The organism is Paenibacillus sp. FSL R5-0486 (assembly GCF_037975155.1).
In the GTDB taxonomy this organism is placed as follows: domain Bacteria; phylum Bacillota; class Bacilli; order Paenibacillales; family Paenibacillaceae; genus Paenibacillus; species Paenibacillus amylolyticus.
This window is the reverse complement of the sequence record NZ_CP150237.1, coordinates 1,674,943-1,692,613: the sequence shown is the minus strand read 5'-3', so window position 1 is coordinate 1,692,613 and position 17,671 is coordinate 1,674,943. Positions and strand designations below refer to the sequence as shown.

Here is a 17,671-nt window from a genome sequence, read left to right as displayed (position 1 = left end):
GCAGCCCCTTTCTTCCACTTGATCTAAATCATCACCGGCATCGGATCTTCCTTCAGTCGGTTCTCAACCACCCAACTGTTGGAGTCATTGAACAGGTATGCACGGTGTACAAGGACTCGAATTTGTTGACCGATCTCCAATGTCGTTTTCTCCAGGGAACGATAGGTGATTAACTTATGACCCTGTACGTCCACCTCTACCATCCATTCACTACCGCGGAAATGAAGATGTTTGACTGTACCTTTTTCCGTTGCAGACAACATGGTGAACTCGTTCTTCAAGCCGATCTCAATATACTCCGGTCGAATCAACGCTTTGGTATGTTCACCCTCAACCGCATGTTCGAATCCTTTCAGCTGTGAAGCATCCTCAACAACCGTAGACTCCCCGATAAATGTAGCCACAAACGGTGTCTGAGGGTTTTTGTAGATATCCCAAGGTGTGCCCTTCTGTTCCAGACGACCCTGACTGATAATCATAATCTCGTCCGCCACTTCAATCGCTTCATCCTGATCATGCGTTACAAAAATCGAAGTGATTCCCACTCGCTCAATCAACTCACGCAACCATGAACGCAGTTCCTGACGGATCTTGGCATCAATGGCCGCGAACGGTTCGTCCAGCAATAACAGCTGTGGCTCCGGGGCGAGTGCTCTGGCAAAAGCAACACGTTGACGCTGCCCACCAGATAACTGATGTGGATAGCGCTGCTCGAAACCTTTTAACCCGGTCAATTCAACGAGTTCCATAACCCGATCACGGATCTGGGCTTTTGGCGTCTTCTTAACCTTGAGTCCAAAGGCGATATTCTCAAATACCGTCATATGTTTGAACAAGGCATAGTTCTGGAATACAAATCCGATCCCACGCTCCTGTGGAGGCAGATGGTTCACGACTTTTCCGTGAAAGCGAATCTCTCCGGAACCCGGATTCTCCAGACCCGCCAGCATCCGCAGAATGGATGTTTTCCCACCTCCGCTGGGTCCAAGCAGACCGATCAGATGGCCTTTGGCAATATCGAATGAGACATCTTTTACCGCATGAAAATCACCGAAATGTTTGTTCAAATCACGGACTTCTACATGCATATCAATGCACTTCCTTTCGCTTCTTGGCCCATTCCATCATGAGCAGCAGCCCGACGGAGAAGGTAACCAGCACCAATGCCACACCATTTGCGGCAGCCACATTAAAATTCTCAACATCCTGATACACCAAGGTTGTTGCGGTCTGCGTTTTGTTCATAATATTCCCGGATACAACCAGCACTGCACCGAACTCCCCAAGCGAGCGCGCAACCGTCAAGACTAGACCATACACTACCGCCCAGCGGATCGAAGGCCAGGTCACACTCCAGAACGTCCTCCAGCCGTAGGCGCCAAGTGTGGATGCGGCCTCCTCTTGCTGTGAACCGAGTTCCTGCAGTACAGGCATAACCTCTCTGACCATCAGTGGAAAGGTAACAAATAACGTTGCGATCACCATACCCGGGAAGGCATAGACCACATTGAATCCAATCCCTTCAAAAAAAGCACCCATAATGCTGTTAGGTCCCAACATCAACACAATCATCAAACCGCCAATGACAGGAGATACGGCATAAGGCAGGTCTACAATGCTGTTTAGCAGCCCTTTTATCCGTTCACTCAGCCATCCGGCACGAACCAGATAAAGAGCCATCATGATGCCAAACAATGTATTTAACAGGGTGACCACCAGAACCACCAGTCCGGTCATCATCAAGGCATGTAACGCCTCAGGACGCATTAACCCTTTCAGGAATCCACCTGCCCCGTCTTCAAATGCGCCAATAAAAATGCGTCCAAGCGGGATGATCAGCAGTACAATAAATACCACAAACGTCAGTCCGATTAGCAGTCGTCTCATCGTCTTCTCCCCCGCATCTGCACCAGATTGATCAGCCAGAGGATCAGGAAGGAGAGCGTCAGGAGCAACACGGATACCGCAGCGGCTCCCGTTGGATTATCACTTTCAATCTCCCCGTAGATAAATACGGAAGCAGTCAGTGTTCTGCCCGGAATGTTACCAGCCACCAGCACAACAGCCCCGAATTCAGCCAGTCCTCTAGAGAAAGCCAACATCCCCCCACTGATCATGCCAGGTGCCATGGAAGGCAAAATAACCTGCATGAACGTGCGAGCCTTGGATGCCCCCATCGTGTACGAGGCCTCTTCCTCGGAAGGATCGATTTCTTCCAGCAAAGGCTGCACTGCACGGATAACAAACGGAAACGTGACAAAGGTCATCGCGATAACAATGGCGGGCTGGTGAAATACAATCTCAAATCCCATGGATTCTGCCAGTTTCCCGATGGCACTGACCGGACCCAAAAGCAGCATAATCATCAAGCCGCCCACCGCTGTTGGCAGTGCAAACGGGAGATCAACCAGACTGTTGAGAAACGATCGGCCCACAAAGCGATATCTTGTCAGCACCCAGGCGATCATCGTGCCCAAAACCACATTAATCAGCGTGGCAATGACGGCCAGCCGAATGGTCAGCAGTACGGCTTTCCACGCGATGGGGTCCATAATGCTCTGAACAAAGTTGCTCCATCCTTCAGAGAAGGAATTGACGTACACACCGATGATTGGAAGTACAATAAGTACGATAAAATATAACAATACGGTACTGCGGAATCCCCAAGTCCATCCCTTATGACGAAGAACGGTATTCATTGCTGCGTTCCCTCCCAGCCTCCGGCTTTAGCTCCGGTCGGCAGTCTTCCTGGATTTAATACGACATTTTTCCTAAGTTGGATGATATTACTTTAATATTATTCCCATTAGTCTACTTGGTTTTGCTTTTCTGATACTTTACCAGTTTGCAGTGCTAATCGTCAATGCTTTTATTGAATATAATTGGGTCACATATGAGATCAATTAATAAAAATCGCACTGTACACTGCGCGGCCAGAACAACCTTCCGATCACTGTTATCCCCAGATTTCTTTGATCCCCTTTTTTAAGGGGAAATCCGGTGATAAAGGCGAAGCTTATGCTTCCGAAGCAGCTATCCTACAGAAAGCTTTTAGCTTCCGCTTCTTCAGGTTATTTCTGACCTCTCCGTTATTGTGCGATTCACATATCCGTCTTCATATGTGGTTTGTTTGGTATGTAGTGGTTAAGGTACAATCGAGGGTAAGAACAGAGATGATAAGGAGTGATCTAACATGTTACACAAGAAGAATATATCCACTTCGACACGAGATGAAATGAAGGATATCACATGGGACGTAAAGCAGGTTGTCCAGAGTAGCGGGGTGCAGAATGGGACGGTCCTCATCTACTGTCCACATACGACGGCGGGGATAGCCATCAACGAAAATGCAGACCCGGATGTGAAACACGATATCTTGTTGCGCCTGGACGAAGTGTACCCTTGGGAGCACCCCGAGTATCGACACGCCGAAGGCAATACAGCCTCTCACCTCAAATCGATCACAACAGGACCATCACAGACGGTGATTATTCACGAAGGCAGGCTGCTGCTCGGCCGCTGGCAAGGCATTTACTTTTGCGAATTCGATGGACCACGTGAGCGGGAGTACTTTCTCAAAATCATGGAAGGTTAGTTGGGTCCAATAGACCTGCCACCAACTCGTTCATTTTTTGCAAACACAAACAGGCGGTCCACCCTCATTCCGGGTCGGAGCCGCCTGACTTGGTCTACTGCGCATATTAACTTTCGCGAGACAACGTTATAAAGAATTAAAGTTATGACAAATCACCGCCCTGAAGTGTAGGGGTGCAACAACAGCGCCATTATTGGTCGCCAGACTGCTGACCCAGATTGCGGCACAGCACTTTGACATGAGACAGCGCAGACGATTCAATCTCCACAAACGTTAAACGGTCCTGAATGTAATAAGAAATGAATCCGTGCATAGCCAAAAATAGCGTACGCGGTACCCTTTGAATATCCTCTTCCGTACAGTTCGCTTCATTCATATACTGCCTTATAATCGATGCAAACAATTCGAAGCAACGCCCCTGTTCGGTACGACAATAAGACAACAGTTCTTCGTCCCTGATCATAAACATAATTTCGTATTGGTATGGATTCTCCAGACCAAAGCGAATAAACTCCATCATAATGTGCTCTACCTTGCTCACATCATCACGAACCGGCCTGACCATGGCTTGCAGCAGCAAATGCCCCAGATGATTAAAATCTTCAACCACGATGGCATAGAACAGCTCTGCCTTTTCCTTAAAGTGATAATACAGCGACCCATGACTATAGCCCAGATGCTGGCCGATGCTTCGCATCGAAATGGCGCGGTATCCTTTGGTAATAAAAAGGTGCCTCGCCGCCTCCAGTATCCGCTCCCTCGACAACTCCTGTTCGACTGCTCTTCTAGCCATATATTTTATTCCCCTTCAATAAAATAAAGCCGCTGTCCCTCCGTGATCCGGGATTGCCCTTGCGTCAAATCCGTGATCCAGGCTACAAAAGCCTCGGTTTCACTATCCGGCGGAAGACAAGTCAACGTAACCTTATCGGTGAATCCAGTTTCACCTGTACGGACTTCCCGGCTTCTTAACTCATTTTCCACTTTACCCAGCCACGTATAATCCAGTTCAACAAACACTTCACGATGCAGCACGTTGGTAATGGCTTCTCCGGCTTCAATGGCTGCTACAGCTCCATCCGTATAAGCACGAATTAACCCGCCAGCTCCAAGCATAATTCCCCCGAAGTATCGCGTGACCACAATTGCCACATTTTTTAATTTCTGATTTTTGATCACTTCAAGAATGGGTTTCCCTGCTGTTCCGCTGGGTTCACCATCATCGGATTGCTTCTGGATCTCGTCCCGCTCCCCAATCATGTATGCAGAGCAGTTATGAGTTGCATTCCAATGTTTTTTCTTGATCTCATCGATGAAGGCAACAGCCTCTTCCTCTGTCGTGACCGGCATAATATGACCGATAAATCGCGACTTCTTGATTACAATTTCCAGATTGCCCGGTCCTCGAACCGTGCGATAACGTTCAATCATCCTAAATCCAACTTTCTGATCTTTTCCTGAGTCCATTTTACAAGAAAGCAGTTCACCGCGCGAACGCGGACGAACTGCCCTGGTTATCTACATCCGGGAACCCTGCCTCTTACACGAACAGTGATTCCCGGTTAGATTTACATTACCTTATTCAACTATATGAGCAGACCGATGAATTATTCGGAAAGTCTCGCTTCGAGCGCTGCTTTCTCTTCTTCAAAGCCTGGTTTGCCCAGCAATGCGAACATATTTTTCTTGTAAGCTTCCACGCCTGGTTGGTCAAATGGATTGACGCCCAGCAAGTAGCCACTGATACCGCATGCTTTTTCAAAGAAGTATACCAGATATCCGAAAGAATATGGAGTCATATCTGGAATGTTCACAATCAGGTTTGGTACTTGACCATCTGTATGTGCAAGCAGTGTTCCTTGGAACGCTTTTTTGTTAACAAAGTCCATAGTTTTTCCTTCAAGGAAGTTCAAACCATCCAGATCGTCCGGATCGGATTTGATTGAGATATGCTCAGCAACTTCAGTAACCTGGATAACAGTTTCGAAGATATTCCGGCTACCTTCCTGGATGAATTGACCCATGGAGTGCAAGTCTGTAGAGAAATCAACGGATGCAGGATAGATCCCTTTGTAATCTTTACCTTCACTCTCTCCAAACAGTTGTTTCCACCACTCGGATACGAAGTGCAGGGATGGCTCATAGTTTACAAGGATCTCAGTGCCCTTGCCTTTGCGATACAATGCGTTACGAACAGCAGCATATTGATATGCTTCATTCTCAGCTACGTTCGGGTTGCTGTATTCTTTGGATGCGTCAGCCGCACCTTGCATCATTTCTTCGATGCTGATACCCGCTGCTGCGATTGGCAGCAAACCTACAGCTGTCAGAACGGAGTAACGTCCACCTACATCATCCGGGATAATGAAAGATTCGTATCCTTCTGCATTTGCCAGTTCTTTCAATGCACCACGTGCTTTGTCTGTTGTAGCATAGATGCGTTTCCGAGCTTCTTCTTTACCATATTTCTCTTCCAGTGCTGCACGGAAGATACGGAAAGCAATTGCCGGCTCTGTTGTTGTACCGGATTTGGAGATAACGTTGACGGAGAAATCTTTGCCTTCAACCAGATCCAGCAAATGAGTTACATATGTGGAACTGATATTGTTTCCTGCAAAGTAGATTTCAGGCGTTTTGCGTTTGTCTTTTGGCAGATTGTTATAGAAAGAGTGAGTCAGCATTTCAATCGCTGCACGTGCACCCAGGTATGATCCACCGATACCGATAACAATCAGTACTTCGGAGTCGCTTTGGATTTTGGCAGCCGCTTTTTGAATGCGAGCGAACTCTTCTTTGTCATAAGACGTTGGCAGGTCAATCCAGCCCAGATAATCGGAGCCTGTTCCTGTTCCGTTGTGAAGCTGCTCATGAGCCAGACGAATCGGTTCTGCGAAATAATCCACTTCGTGCTGATTTACAAATTGCAATGCCGTGCTATAGTCAAATGTCACTTTTTTTGCCATGATCTCAAAAACCTCCTGATTTCGATTATAGTGCGTGTTCAAACTTTGTAATCAAAAGCGGACTTTTTGAACAACCTCTTATATTATGTCCGTATTCCATTCTAAACAACTTGCCTTAAGGATACTTCAAATCCACGGGGCTGACAAGCTTGCAGCTCGAACTTTGTCGTTAGAATTCAAGAAGCAAAAAGGGTAAACCGAATCCGCGGGTTGCGGTTCTGCTTACCCTTCTTATGTTATTCCGCCGGGTACGAGCAGACGTAGTCAGTAACGCTGCGTATCTCCAGTTTGAATTTGGATTCGGCAGGCACGTGGAACGTAGCTTGACCTTGAATCTCTTGCCACTCTTCTTCTCCGGGAAGCAATACTTTCAGATCTCCGGACAGAATCTCCATAATTTCACGGGAATCCGTACCGAACTCATAACTGCCTGGAAGCATGATGCCCAGAGTCACTTTGCTGCCATCCCCCAAAATAACCGTTCTGCTGGTTACCTGACCATCATAATAAATGTTGGCCTCTTTCACTACACTGACTTGATCGAATTGTGACATGCGTACCCGCTCCCCTGAAGTTAATGAAAACAAAAGGCAAAACAGATCAGGGCGATCATGAGTCACCGCCCATCTCTGCGGAAATAACTTACTGCCATGGATCAGGACAGCATGATGCTCTCCCAACCATAACAGCGCTTATGAAGCTATAAATGCGTGTTCAAAAAGTCAGGTTTTCAGTACCGAGAAGATGGGATGAAGCTAGAAATGGAGTAGCGGAGCGTAGGAGAAAACTACGTGAGCAACTACAATGTTTCCGAAGGAAACATACTCCGTAAGCATATTCTTATTCGGCTGAATCCCATCTTCGACGCTGATGATGCCGTGAGGCATCCTTCGTAATCAAAAGCAGACTTTTTGAACAACCTCTATTACAGCAATGCTTTTACGCGGCTAACCACGTTTTCCACTGTAAAGCCATATTCTTGGATAACACGGTCGCCAGGCGCGGAAGCACCAAATGTGCTGATTCCGAGAATGTCACCTTGATCGCCAACATATTTCTCCCAGCCCATTGGATAAGCCATTTCAATCGCAAGACGAGCTTTAACATCCGGAAGAAGAACGGACTCTTTGTAAGCTTTGTCTTGTTTCTCGAACAGATCCCAGCTTGGCATGCTGATTACGCGAACTTGGATGCCTTGTTCTGCAAGTGCTGCTTGAGCTTTAACAGCCAATTGCACTTCAGAACCTGTAGCGATAATTTGTGCTACCGCTTTGCCATCTTTTGCATCAGAGACAACATAAGCACCACGTTTCACGTTCTCACGTGAACCTTCAACCGTACCTTCCAGGATCGGCAGGTTTTGACGAGTGAGTACGAGTGCAACCGGGTTGCTCTTGTTCTCAAGCGCGTAAGCCCAAGCAGCCGAAGTTTCATTACCATCAGCAGGACGAATAACCGTCAGGTTAGGAATGATACGCAGGGATGCCAATTGCTCGATCGGTTCGTGCGTAGGACCGTCTTCACCAACAGCGATACTGTCGTGAGTCAGAACATACGTTACAGGCAATCCCATCAGGGCAGCCAGACGAACAGCTGGACGCAGGTAATCGGTAAATACGAAGAACGTACCTCCGAATACTTTCACACCGCTGTGCAGTGCCATACCGTTCATTGCTCCAGCCATACCGAATTCACGGATACCGAAGTAGATGTTACGGCCGGAGTAATCTTCAGGTGTGAAGTTCTCCAGGTTGTTCAAGTGAGTCATTGTGGAGCTTTCCAAGTCAGCAGATCCACCTGTCAGTTGTGGCACGTTGTGCGCCAGACCGTTCAGAGCGTTACCGGATGCTACACGAGTGGAAAGAGCTTTGTCTGTTGCTGCATATTTAGGAAGATCACGGTCCCAACCTTCTGGAAGGTCGCCGTTAATCGCTGTTTCGAATTGAGCTGCCAGCTCAGGGAATGCTTTTTTATACTCGGCAAATTTCTCATCCCAAGCTTTGTTAGCAGAGATACCACGATCTTTCACTTGTGCAAAGTGATCGCGAACTTCAGCTGGTACGTGGAAGTTTTCTTCGTAAACCCATTTGTAATACTCTTTAGTCAATTTGGCTTCGTCTGCACCCAGTGGAGATCCGTGAGTACCGCCGTGGCCGCCTTTACCTTGTTTATTCGGGCTACCATAACCGATAACCGTTTTAACTTCGATCAGTGTAGGACGCAGTGTATCTGCTTGACCTTCCTGAATTGCTTTTTCGATTGCAGGCAGATCGTTACCATCTTCAACGCGCAGCACTTGCCAGCCATAAGCTTCAAAACGCTTCGCGATGCTTTCAGAAGAAGACAGATCCAGTTTACCATCCAACGTGATGTCATTGGAGTCGAACAACATGATCAATTTGCCCAGGTGTAAACGTCCAGCCAGGGAAGCTGATTCATGAGATACGCCTTCCATCAAGTCGCCATCACCACAGATTGCGTAAGTGTAGTGGTCAACTACGTTGAATTTGTCTTTATTGTATGTTGCGCCCAGTTGAGCTTCAGCCATCGCCATACCTACAGCCATTGCAATACCTTGACCCAGTGGGCCGGTTGTTGCATCAACACCTGCAGTATGTCCGAATTCCGGGTGACCCGGAGTTTTGCTTCCCCATTGACGGAACTGTTTCAGTTCTTCCATTGGAAGATCATATCCGCTCAGGTGCAGCAAGCTGTACAGCAACATGGAGCCATGTCCTGCAGACAGGACAAAACGGTCCCGGTTAACCCAAGTTGGGTGGTCCGGGTTATGAGTCATCGTTTTTGCAAAAAGTTGGTACCCCATTGGAGCGGAGCCCATAGGCATACCCGGGTGTCCGGAATTTGCCTTCTCAATTGCATCAATCGCCAAAGTACGTACGGTAGTAATCGACAGGTTGTCGATTGTAGTGTTCTCGTCCTTTTGAATCGCTTCGTTCTTGTCAGTCATGGTTTGTCCTCCTCATGTCTTTAGATAAGTCGGGTGCGCAAGCGAATCCCTCTCATCATACAAGCAAACCGAATTTCACAATAAGTGAATCCGCTTGAGTGTTTCATTTTGACTTATTCACTTTTGTATTGTATCACTTGGCGTGAAGCTTTTCCATAACCTTCTTTTAGAAGTTCGTGAAAAATTGGTGGTTTGTGATGAATAATCCTTGTCCTATCAAGCAAAAATCGTACTGTACAAGGTACTAAATTCCAAAAACAGACTTAAGGAGCCTCGCAAATCCATCGCATGAAGTATAACCTTTAACCTGAAAACCATGCATTTTTTAGATATTCATCCTCAATTCACATATAATGTTCCTTAATATGGATTACAAAATTTCGGGCTGTGGTTTACTTTTTTCAGATGTACACGCGTCAATCATAGGAGGTCTCGATCATGCCAGATCCTGCTGCTCACCCATCAACATCGGCAAAACACTCATTACCCTGGATATCCGGTATTTTAACGGGAATTCTCTCGGGAGTTGTCCTGGGATTTTTCCTCAAAATGATTCAGGCCATCACAGGTGAACAAGTATATACTCTGCTGCTGAATATTGATTTTGTGCCTGGTCTTCCGCCAACCTTACCCGAATTCATTGAATTTGCTTTGCATCTCATCGTGTCCGTTGTCATCGGTATCTTCTATCTGTGGTGGGTAAGGCATTCAGGCCGCCCTATGATCAAAGGAATTTTACTTGGTGCAGTCTCGTCCTTGCTCTATATCCCACTCTCTCAATTGTCATCACGTGTGCCAGACCTGTACGATGTGTCCGCCATCCTCTACTGGATTGTAGGACATCTGCTGTTTGGTATTATGCTTGGCTTGTGCGGAAAGTATATCAACACAACAAAAAAAGCGACTCCCATTTCGTAAACGAATTGGGGTCGCTTTATTGTTAGTCTATTACGTGGTTCCGAATCAACCTTGCACAGTATTAAAGCGTGAGCTTAAAATACAACGGTTTTATTTTCGTGAACAAGAACACGGTCTTCGACATGCCATTTCACGGCACGTGCGAGCACAACACGCTCAATGGTACGTCCAATACGCTTCAGCTCGGTTACATCGTCCCCGTGGCTTACACGCTGCACATCCTGTTCAATAATCGGGCCGCCATCCAGTTCTTCCGTAACATAGTGCGCTGTCGCACCGATAATTTTGACACCGCGGTTGTACGCCTGCGCATACGGTTTACCACCCACGAAGGCTGGCAGGAACGAATGGTGAATATTAATGATTCGATTGCGGTAATGCTCAATGAACATCGGAGAGATAATCTGCATGTAACGAGCCAGAATGATCACATCCACATCGTTGCCGATGACGTCCAGTTGGCGCTGTTCCGCTTCTTTTTTCGTATCTGCTGTAACTGGGATATGATGATATGGAATGCCAAATGATTCTACATAGTCCTTCATGTCCAGATGGTTGCTGACCACAAGCGCAATATCTGCATCCAGGTCGCCTGCCTGCCATTGCCACAACAATTCAACCAGACAGTGATCTTCTTTGGACACAAAGATAGCCAGTTTCTTCTTGCGGCTGACCGCAGATAACGTCCATTCCATCTGGAAACGGCTTGCTACTTCTGCAAAATCAGCTTCCAGTTTCGGCAAATTGACCAACAATTGCGGAAGATCAAACTCAATCCGCATAAAGAACATGCCGCCAGCAGGGTCCATTGTATACTGGTCCGACTGAACAATGTTTGCACCATGCTGGTGCAGGAAATGAGATACGGCAGCTACAATTCCTGGACCATCCGGACAGGAAATAAGCATGCGCGCACGATCGGCGCGGTTTTTAGAATCAGGGCGTACTTGTTTAGCGTGGATCTCCATCGGGTTATTCTTCCTCCTTCAATTAAGCCATGACCTGCGGGATTAACCCGCAAGCCATGCAATCAAGCGATGATTCAGTTGTTCTTCATTCAAATGCGGGAATAGTGCAGCTTCAGTCACCATGTCATAGAGGCGTTCCAGCGGTTCGCGCGGATCTGCCTTTTTGGCTTTGGCATCATTTTTGAGCAACGTCCACACATCCAGAATATACGAACGAGACTCAATCTCTTTACCTTTGAAAAAGTGTTGCAACTGTTCTACTTCTGTCAGGAAATCCTGGCCGAATCGACCGGCAACATCCCCACGAAGCAGCGCAATCTCCACCTCATACATTGGACGCTGTGTCTTGGCCTCTTTACCAATCCAAGGTGTCTCTAGAATAAATGGACGTCCTTGAAGCTTCTCATGGTTGACGATGCGGTTAATCGCTTCAAACCCGATCCAGCCAGAGCCAATTGGTGTATGACGGTCCTTATGCGCACCCACAGCATTCTTACTATCATTAATATGCATTACGGCAATGCGGTCAAGTCCTACCGTACGATCGAATTGTTCCAGTACACCGTCAAAATCATTAACGATATCATATCCGGCATCATGAATGTGACATGTATCCATACACACAGTCAGGCGCTCGTTATATGTTACTTTCTCGATAATCTGAGCGATCTCTTCGAAACTGCGACCCATCTCCGTACCTTTGCCAGCCATGGTCTCCAGAGCGATGTTCACATCCGTGTCTTTCACACCCTCCAGCACTTCATTCAATCCTTCTGCGATCCGTCCGATCCCATAGTGGGCATCTTTGTCTGTAAATGCGCCGGGGTGTAATACGATGTTCTTCACACCAATAGCATGTGTCCGACGAATCTCTTCCTGAAGGAAATCTACAGCCAGTCTAAACGTATTATCTTTGTATGAGCCAAGATTAACAATGTACGGTGCATGGACAACGATATCTTCCATTCCACCCTCTTGCATGGCAACCTTGCCTTCTTCAATATACATGGACTCAATTGGCTTGCGACGTGTATTCTGTGGTGCACCCGTATATATCATAAACGAACTGGAACCGTACGAGGACGCTTCCTTCGTTGCACTCAATAATCCCTTGTCCGAAAAGGACACGTGGGAGCCGATTTTCAGCATTATTGATCCCCCTTATTCTGAATTATCCCTTATTCTAACGCGATTATCGAAATAAATCTAGAAATGCGCTATAATTCGGGATAGAGGCTATTTTTTACAGCTAATATGTGGAACATGGGTAGGCGGAATCCGTCTTTCCGTGAAAATCAATGAACCGAGGTGACTCCGCAATGATTTTCGACTCCTACGCGATAATACTGAACAGCTATTCCCCCAGCAATTGGTTTATGAATACGATCGCATTCTGGACTTTTTTATTGCTAGGCAGCATGTGTATCGGTGGATTTTTCATGATGCGCAAGTTTTTGAAAGTGCTACCAAAAGCAGACGGAAAGTCCAAACTGGATTGGCAGAATTATTGGGTTGAAGCCAGCCGTCACTTATGGACAGATGAAGCCAAAGCTTTTTTGGATCAACTAGTGGAGCCTGTGCCCGGGCCATTTCGTGACATCGCCAAACATTCCATTGCTGCAGAGATCGGTAAGATTGCAGTCGAAGACAATGCCACGGAAGTATCGAGAGATCATTGCATCAAAGGATACATTATTGCCACACCGAAGCGGGATAATAAGTTTTTGGTGAAATTTCTGGAGAAAAACAAAATCGATTATTCCCCTTATCAACATTTGATTAAATAAAATAAAAGATGAGTTAAGTCGCATATAGATTTGGTTAATTAGATACAGATATGCTCCGTCAGGTAAGTTGTTCCCAACAGGCATTGCTTACCGTACGGGGCTGTTTGTCGATCCAACGGTATGTATCAGCGCAGTGAAATTACAGAGAGGATGTTTGATATGAAAATTGCCATTTGTGGAGGTACCGGATTTGTAGGAGGAGCACTTGTAGATTACTGGTTGCAAGCCGGGCACCATGTGAAAGTTATTACACGAAAACTGCCTGACTTGCATAATCCAAGTAAAAATCTTACATATATATCGTGGGAACAAGTCGAAGAACAACCTTACTTGTTGGAAGGTACGGACGCTCTCGTTAACCTTGCCGGAGAAACGCTGAATCAACGATGGACAACCAAGGCGAAGCTGGAAATTGTTGAATCCAGAGTCACGACCGTAGCGCGGGTAGCCCGATTGGTGGAATCCCTGGAACAAAAGCCGGAAGTCGTCGTTCAGGCTTCTGCCATGGCCATCTACGGAACCTCTCCTAACGAAACCTTTGACGAGAGCAGTCCGCAAAAATCAATGAATTTCCCGTCCCGGGTCTCGGAACAATGGGAAGTTGCTGCAGATGCAATCAAAAATGTAAGACTCGTTAAAATCCGGGTGAGTCTGGTGCTTGGACATAAAAGAGGTGCTTTTCCATTGATGAAACTTCCTTATATGCTAGGTGTTGGTGGCAAGATCGGCAGTGGCAAGCAATGGACTAGCTGGATTCACATTATGGATATCGTAAGACTCATTGATTTTAGCATTCAAAATAAACAAGTGTCAGGTCCGGTCAATGCTTCCTCACCGAACCCTGTTACCAATGATGAATTCGGTCGTACGGTCGGTAAAGTGTATCATCGCCCTCACTGGTTCCCCGTACCCAGCTTCCTGATTAAAACTTTGGTCGGAGAACTATCCGTTGTCGTGCTTCAGGGGCAGAGAGTCATTCCGCAAAAAGCTCTCGACCACGGATTCCAGTTCACCTTCCCAACCTTAACCCAGGCACTGGAAGATCTGAAACACCGCGGCTTATCTGACTGATTGAACTATGCCTTATCCAACCGACCGATAAGTGTAAACAGATTCCGCAAGTGTAAATGTGTCTCCATCCGCCAATGGATACTCCTTATACGGAGCAAGAATATTGCCCTGAAGAATGGTTCCATTGACGGAACCCAGATCCTTAATCACATAGCCCGATTTGTTCCGGCTCAATTCCACATGAGCACGGGACACCCCGGTCGCTGTGTCCACCCACTGAACCATGTCTGCTGATCTTCCGATGACAAAAGATGCTCCTTGCACATCCATCCGTTCATGTTGGTCACTGCTTCCCGATCTTCGTTCAAGATAATAAGACGCCATCACCGGGCCTGCCCCTGTAACATTACTTCCACTCAGATTCTGCAAATTCACGGTTGCCTCTGCAACTGCATCCTGTCGAATTAGCTCTGAAGTTGAAGCTACCGTTTCCACATGGCGTTGAACGAACGGTGGTTCGGAGTGTTCAGATGCCATATGCAAATTTTGAAAACGGGAATGCTCGCTACCACCTTCTGAGGCGGATGCAACCGTTTGGTTTATGCGTTCCTCTTTCCTATCAGCTGTATTCCAGCGCCAACTTTCCTGAAATTGTTCCTCTTCATCTTCCATTTGCTTACCTTTGTTCTTACCTAAATTGAATTGAAAAGACCGCTTATTCTCTGCGTCATTATGAGGGCTTCCCTTGCGCTTGCGCTTCCACGTCCATCCTGCTACACCAAGCAAGCCAAGGCTGAGTACCATACACAGGATCATCTGCGTCTGTCCCGGTTGCTCCATGTAAATAAATCTCCATACCAATGCCATGGCAACCATACAGCCCAATATGATATAAGTTACTTTGGAAGATCCGGGCTTCTCCTCCACTTCCATATCAACACGCTCTAGCGAATCATACGAGTTACTTCCTTTCTTATCCATACCGTTTGAACTCTCTAATGGAACTTGCTCAGGTGAGCGCCTGCCTGGAAAGGTTCGAGATCTCACCGGAATGTCTTCAACCTCGAATTCACTTGTTTTCTGCGGCTGACGGAAATTTAGTTGCGGCCCCACAGGAGCATTTTGAACGGGAGCACCAAGTTGATATGGCCGAGAAGTACCAGTGGCTAGCCTGCTATCTCGCTCAGAAATCGACGAATGAAGATCACCTCTTGAATCATTGGGTGTGTCCAAAGTTCTGGACGAGAGAAATGCTACGCCTCCTCCATTCTCTTGCTCGTCAGCGTATAACTCCAGCAGAAGCTCGCGCAACTGTCTGATATCCCAGCGTTCGTTGTCACATAACTGCAGAACACGCTGAATGCCTTCTCCCTGCAGTTCCTGTACATGTGCCATCAGCCTGATCACTAGCTCACGGAATTGCTGAGGCGTTGGATCAACTTCAACTGTATCCATGATTGGAACATATACTATCCCAAGCTCACCCTGTTCGAATGAACCGTTAATGAACAAAGACTCTTCCTGGATCAATAATTTACGAGGCTCCAACATATACTGTCGGCATTCCGTGAAGGCATCGGCTAGTTGGAACAACAAGCCATATAGAACACGCAATTTGATTTTGCTTGACTTTAACAGCTGAGATAACATCTTGTACCCTGATATGTCGTACTGCAAAGTTACATTTCGATCGACTTCCCGAATATGAACAGGAAGAAGTCGCGGAATCTGATTGGAGGACAACATCCCCATCTGTACACGGCTCAATTCCTCCATCCGTAACCCGTCTGCTTTCTCCAAAACCATGAAAGCCCCACCATTACGAATAAAATCTCTCGTTAGTCCATACATGCCAATCCTCTCTTTCCATTGTTATTCTCAAATTTCTCGATTCCTTTTTTTAAGGGAAAAGTCCTGAGACAAGGACCGTGATAAACCCGGGCAATACGGCCAGCATAAACGGAAACTTCAATGTCTTCTCTTTGTTTACCAGCTTGAGCGAACCGAGCATAAAAAAACCTGCAAGACTACCTGCCATGCCTCGAATTCTCTTCGCTGAATCTTTACGGAATAGAAGTATCACTAGACCAATTGCGCCCGCGTACAAAACGGAGTAAATAATGACATGCATGCCAAAAGCAAGTCCCGTCCATGCGCCAATCCCACCAAACAATTTCACATCTCCTGCCCCTACGGCTCCAATCGCATACATCAGAAACAAAATGCCAAAACCTGCTGCAAATCCAGCGGCTGAAAACAAGAAACCATCCCAACCTCCCCATATGATATGGGCCAATACGCCAGCAACAGTCACGGGTAAAGTCAATCGATTTGGAATTTTCATTGAACGAATATCTGTAATAAAAGCTGCAATGACGTATATGCCACAGGCAATATAAAACCACTCCACCTCCATCATTCCCTTCCTTATTTTCTGGAGGCCACGGTAAACGTAGTCTCCGTCTTGGCACCGTCCCCTGTCTCGACAACAAAACTCCATGTTCCTTCTGTTGTCCGAGTACCAACAAACCAGTTCCATTCAATAATTCCATTCTCATCTGCAGTGGCCCAGCCGATGTGCTTCGCAGAACTTTCACCTGACTTGTAAAATATCGTTAAGTTGGCTGTCGCTCCTGGTTCTACCTTCACCTTGATCATTGCATTGTTGCCTATGTATGCCGGGTCAGGCTTCGACAGTACCGTTGCTGAACCCGCAGTATCCCCGTCTCCTGCGCTGCCATCTGATCCTTCTCCGGTATCTCCAATCCATACCCGTTCTGCCGCAGCAGCCTGAATCCGAAGTGGTTTACTGAGAAAGGGGACTTTTATAGGCAATTCATAACTCAGTTCAAGTCGGAAATATGGATTTGTTTTGTTTTTGAGATCTGGTATCGAAATACCATTCACATGAACACGTTCCATATTAAGCAGCGTTGGCTCGATAAAAGGTTGAAGCAGCGGTTTTACCGTGGGATCAAGTACGTTTTCCAAGACGGATGTTTTGATCTCCTGTAGTGGCTGTTCACCACTGGCGGCCGCTGAACGTACCCAATCACTTAAAGGCTCGGGTAGAGAAGAAGCATAACCTTCTGCCCATTCCGTCAGTGATAACTCTGGTATCTTCCAGCCCCCTCCTGAACCTTCTCCGCCGGCAGAATCAGAAGGTGTGAATGCAAGGGATACGGGATATATTTTCGTTGACAATTGCTTCACCGCTTCACCCGCCGTGCTCTGTAACGCTGTGGAGATTAGAGTCATTTGCACTATGAAGATGAGAAACATGATAAAGAATAGAAAGACAGGTAACACCAGTGAAGCTTCCAGAACCATGCTACCCTGTTCCTTTTTTGGAGAACATATCTGCTTTTTGAGAGACTTCAAACGCTGCAATCTGATTATTCGTGTTAAACGAATCTGCTTTTGTGCGCTTTCTTTTTCATAATGTTGCTGCTTATCCATAA

Annotated in this window: 17 protein-coding genes; 4 read left to right on the top strand and 13 right to left on the bottom strand. The window is 46.7% G+C overall.

Translation table 11 applies throughout. The features are described 5' to 3' along the window. Positions 1–23: 23 nt before the first annotated feature. From cysA to cysT, 3 genes are read right to left on the bottom strand one after another with little or no spacing between them, the layout of a single operon-like run. Positions 24–1,088 (bottom strand): sulfate ABC transporter ATP-binding protein, encoded by a 1,065-nt coding sequence (gene cysA, locus MKY01_RS07475; RefSeq protein ID WP_036610770.1) that lies wholly within the window; start codon positions 1,086–1,088, stop codon positions 24–26. A 1-nt stretch (position 1,089) separates the two neighbouring features. Next, positions 1,090–1,887 carry a sulfate ABC transporter permease subunit gene (locus MKY01_RS07470; protein ID WP_036669105.1) on the bottom strand — a complete coding sequence of 266 codons (798 nt, stop codon included), beginning with the start codon at positions 1,885–1,887 and terminating at the stop codon, positions 1,090–1,092. After that, the gene (gene cysT / locus MKY01_RS07465; protein ID WP_017689978.1) at positions 1,884–2,699 is read right to left on the bottom strand and encodes a sulfate ABC transporter permease subunit CysT; all 816 of its coding nucleotides are present in this window, start codon (positions 2,697–2,699) and stop codon (positions 1,884–1,886) included. The genes MKY01_RS07470 and cysT overlap by 4 nt, the downstream gene beginning before the upstream one ends. 494 nt (positions 2,700–3,193) lie before the next feature. Here cysT and MKY01_RS07460 point away from each other — a divergent pair, with 494 nt between their 5' ends. After that, on the top strand, positions 3,194–3,595 hold the full coding sequence (locus MKY01_RS07460) for a secondary thiamine-phosphate synthase enzyme YjbQ (RefSeq protein WP_036610775.1): 402 nt from the start codon (positions 3,194–3,196) through the stop codon (positions 3,593–3,595). A 190-nt stretch (positions 3,596–3,785) separates the two neighbouring features. Here the strand turns inward: MKY01_RS07460 and MKY01_RS07455 are convergent, their stop codons facing one another. The 5 genes from MKY01_RS07455 to tkt form a co-directional block, all read right to left on the bottom strand. Further along, a complete protein-coding gene (locus MKY01_RS07455; RefSeq protein ID WP_036610783.1) occupies positions 3,786–4,388 on the bottom strand; it encodes a TetR/AcrR family transcriptional regulator in 603 nt (200 codons plus the stop codon). 5 nt (positions 4,389–4,393) lie between these two features. Next, the gene (locus MKY01_RS07450; protein WP_036610785.1) at positions 4,394–5,026 is read right to left on the bottom strand and encodes a YigZ family protein; all 633 of its coding nucleotides are present in this window, start codon (positions 5,024–5,026) and stop codon (positions 4,394–4,396) included. Between the two features lie 176 nt (positions 5,027–5,202). After that, positions 5,203–6,558 (bottom strand): glucose-6-phosphate isomerase, encoded by a 1,356-nt coding sequence (locus MKY01_RS07445; protein ID WP_282319032.1) that lies wholly within the window; start codon positions 6,556–6,558, stop codon positions 5,203–5,205. Between the two features lie 236 nt (positions 6,559–6,794). Beyond that, complete coding sequence (locus tag MKY01_RS07440) at positions 6,795–7,112, bottom strand: pyrimidine/purine nucleoside phosphorylase (protein ID WP_017689983.1); 318 nt, start codon at positions 7,110–7,112, stop codon at positions 6,795–6,797. 371 nt (positions 7,113–7,483) lie between these two features. Further along, positions 7,484–9,526, bottom strand: a complete 2,043-nt coding sequence (tkt, locus tag MKY01_RS07435) for a transketolase (RefSeq protein WP_339286045.1) — start codon at positions 9,524–9,526, stop codon at positions 7,484–7,486. Positions 9,527–9,964: 438 nt separating this feature from the next. On the opposite strand from tkt, the gene MKY01_RS07430 reads away from it, so the two are divergent. After that, positions 9,965–10,444: a hypothetical protein gene (locus MKY01_RS07430; RefSeq protein ID WP_051447178.1), complete on the top strand. Its 480-nt coding sequence runs from the start codon at positions 9,965–9,967 to the stop codon at positions 10,442–10,444. 74 nt (positions 10,445–10,518) lie between these two features. Here the strand turns inward: MKY01_RS07430 and purU are convergent, their stop codons facing one another. Together purU and MKY01_RS07420 are read right to left on the bottom strand one after the other, a co-directional pair. Next, the gene (gene purU, locus MKY01_RS07425) at positions 10,519–11,412 is read right to left on the bottom strand and encodes a formyltetrahydrofolate deformylase (protein WP_017689986.1); all 894 of its coding nucleotides are present in this window, start codon (positions 11,410–11,412) and stop codon (positions 10,519–10,521) included. A 42-nt stretch (positions 11,413–11,454) separates the two neighbouring features. Next, a complete protein-coding gene (locus tag MKY01_RS07420) occupies positions 11,455–12,561 on the bottom strand; it encodes a deoxyribonuclease IV (RefSeq protein WP_017689987.1) in 1,107 nt (368 codons plus the stop codon). 170 nt (positions 12,562–12,731) lie between these two features. Between MKY01_RS07420 and MKY01_RS07415 the strand changes: the two genes are divergently transcribed. Continuing rightward, positions 12,732–13,199 (top strand): DUF2621 domain-containing protein, encoded by a 468-nt coding sequence (locus MKY01_RS07415; RefSeq protein WP_036610792.1) that lies wholly within the window; start codon positions 12,732–12,734, stop codon positions 13,197–13,199. A gap of 159 nt (positions 13,200–13,358) precedes the next feature. Beyond that, entirely contained in the window at positions 13,359–14,270 is a 912-nt protein-coding gene (locus MKY01_RS07410) for a TIGR01777 family oxidoreductase (protein ID WP_339286043.1), read from the top strand. 12 nt (positions 14,271–14,282) lie between these two features. Here MKY01_RS07410 and MKY01_RS07405 read toward each other — a convergent pair whose 3' ends face one another. From MKY01_RS07405 to MKY01_RS07395, 3 genes are all read right to left on the bottom strand, one after another. Next, complete coding sequence (locus MKY01_RS07405) at positions 14,283–16,016, bottom strand: DUF6382 domain-containing protein (protein WP_339286041.1); 1,734 nt, start codon at positions 16,014–16,016, stop codon at positions 14,283–14,285. Positions 16,017–16,110: 94 nt separating this feature from the next. Beyond that, complete coding sequence (locus tag MKY01_RS07400) at positions 16,111–16,626, bottom strand: A24 family peptidase (protein WP_339287114.1); 516 nt, start codon at positions 16,624–16,626, stop codon at positions 16,111–16,113. An 11-nt stretch (positions 16,627–16,637) separates the two neighbouring features. Next, positions 16,638–17,669 carry a pilus assembly protein gene (locus MKY01_RS07395; protein ID WP_339286039.1) on the bottom strand — a complete coding sequence of 344 codons (1,032 nt, stop codon included), beginning with the start codon at positions 17,667–17,669 and terminating at the stop codon, positions 16,638–16,640. Positions 17,670–17,671 lie beyond the last annotated feature (2 nt).

What these genes read in the sequence shown, in the direction of transcription:
- MKY01_RS07415 (WP_036610792.1), top strand. Translation starts at nt 12,732, where the DNA reads ATGATTTTCGACTCCTACGCGATAATACTGAACAGCTATTCCCCCAGC.
- MKY01_RS07455 (WP_036610783.1), bottom strand. Translation starts at nt 4,388, where the DNA reads ATGGCTAGAAGAGCAGTCGAACAGGAGTTGTCGAGGGAGCGGATACTG.
- cysT (WP_017689978.1), bottom strand. Translation starts at nt 2,699, where the DNA reads ATGAATACCGTTCTTCGTCATAAGGGATGGACTTGGGGATTCCGCAGT.
- MKY01_RS07470 (WP_036669105.1), bottom strand. Translation starts at nt 1,887, where the DNA reads ATGAGACGACTGCTAATCGGACTGACGTTTGTGGTATTTATTGTACTG.
- MKY01_RS07445 (WP_282319032.1), bottom strand. Translation starts at nt 6,558, where the DNA reads ATGGCAAAAAAAGTGACATTTGACTATAGCACGGCATTGCAATTTGTA.
- purU (WP_017689986.1), bottom strand. Translation starts at nt 11,412, where the DNA reads ATGGAGATCCACGCTAAACAAGTACGCCCTGATTCTAAAAACCGCGCC.
- MKY01_RS07410 (WP_339286043.1), top strand. Translation starts at nt 13,359, where the DNA reads ATGAAAATTGCCATTTGTGGAGGTACCGGATTTGTAGGAGGAGCACTT.
- MKY01_RS07440 (WP_017689983.1), bottom strand. Translation starts at nt 7,112, where the DNA reads ATGTCACAATTCGATCAAGTCAGTGTAGTGAAAGAGGCCAACATTTAT.
- MKY01_RS07420 (WP_017689987.1), bottom strand. Translation starts at nt 12,561, where the DNA reads ATGCTGAAAATCGGCTCCCACGTGTCCTTTTCGGACAAGGGATTATTG.
- MKY01_RS07430 (WP_051447178.1), top strand. Translation starts at nt 9,965, where the DNA reads ATGCCAGATCCTGCTGCTCACCCATCAACATCGGCAAAACACTCATTA.
- cysA (WP_036610770.1), bottom strand. Translation starts at nt 1,088, where the DNA reads ATGCATGTAGAAGTCCGTGATTTGAACAAACATTTCGGTGATTTTCAT.
- MKY01_RS07460 (WP_036610775.1), top strand. Translation starts at nt 3,194, where the DNA reads ATGTTACACAAGAAGAATATATCCACTTCGACACGAGATGAAATGAAG.
- MKY01_RS07400 (WP_339287114.1), bottom strand. Translation starts at nt 16,626, where the DNA reads ATGGAGGTGGAGTGGTTTTATATTGCCTGTGGCATATACGTCATTGCA.
- MKY01_RS07450 (WP_036610785.1), bottom strand. Translation starts at nt 5,026, where the DNA reads ATGATTGAACGTTATCGCACGGTTCGAGGACCGGGCAATCTGGAAATT.
- MKY01_RS07405 (WP_339286041.1), bottom strand. Translation starts at nt 16,016, where the DNA reads ATGGTTTTGGAGAAAGCAGACGGGTTACGGATGGAGGAATTGAGCCGT.
- MKY01_RS07395 (WP_339286039.1), bottom strand. Translation starts at nt 17,669, where the DNA reads ATGGATAAGCAGCAACATTATGAAAAAGAAAGCGCACAAAAGCAGATT.
- tkt (WP_339286045.1), bottom strand. Translation starts at nt 9,526, where the DNA reads ATGACTGACAAGAACGAAGCGATTCAAAAGGACGAGAACACTACAATC.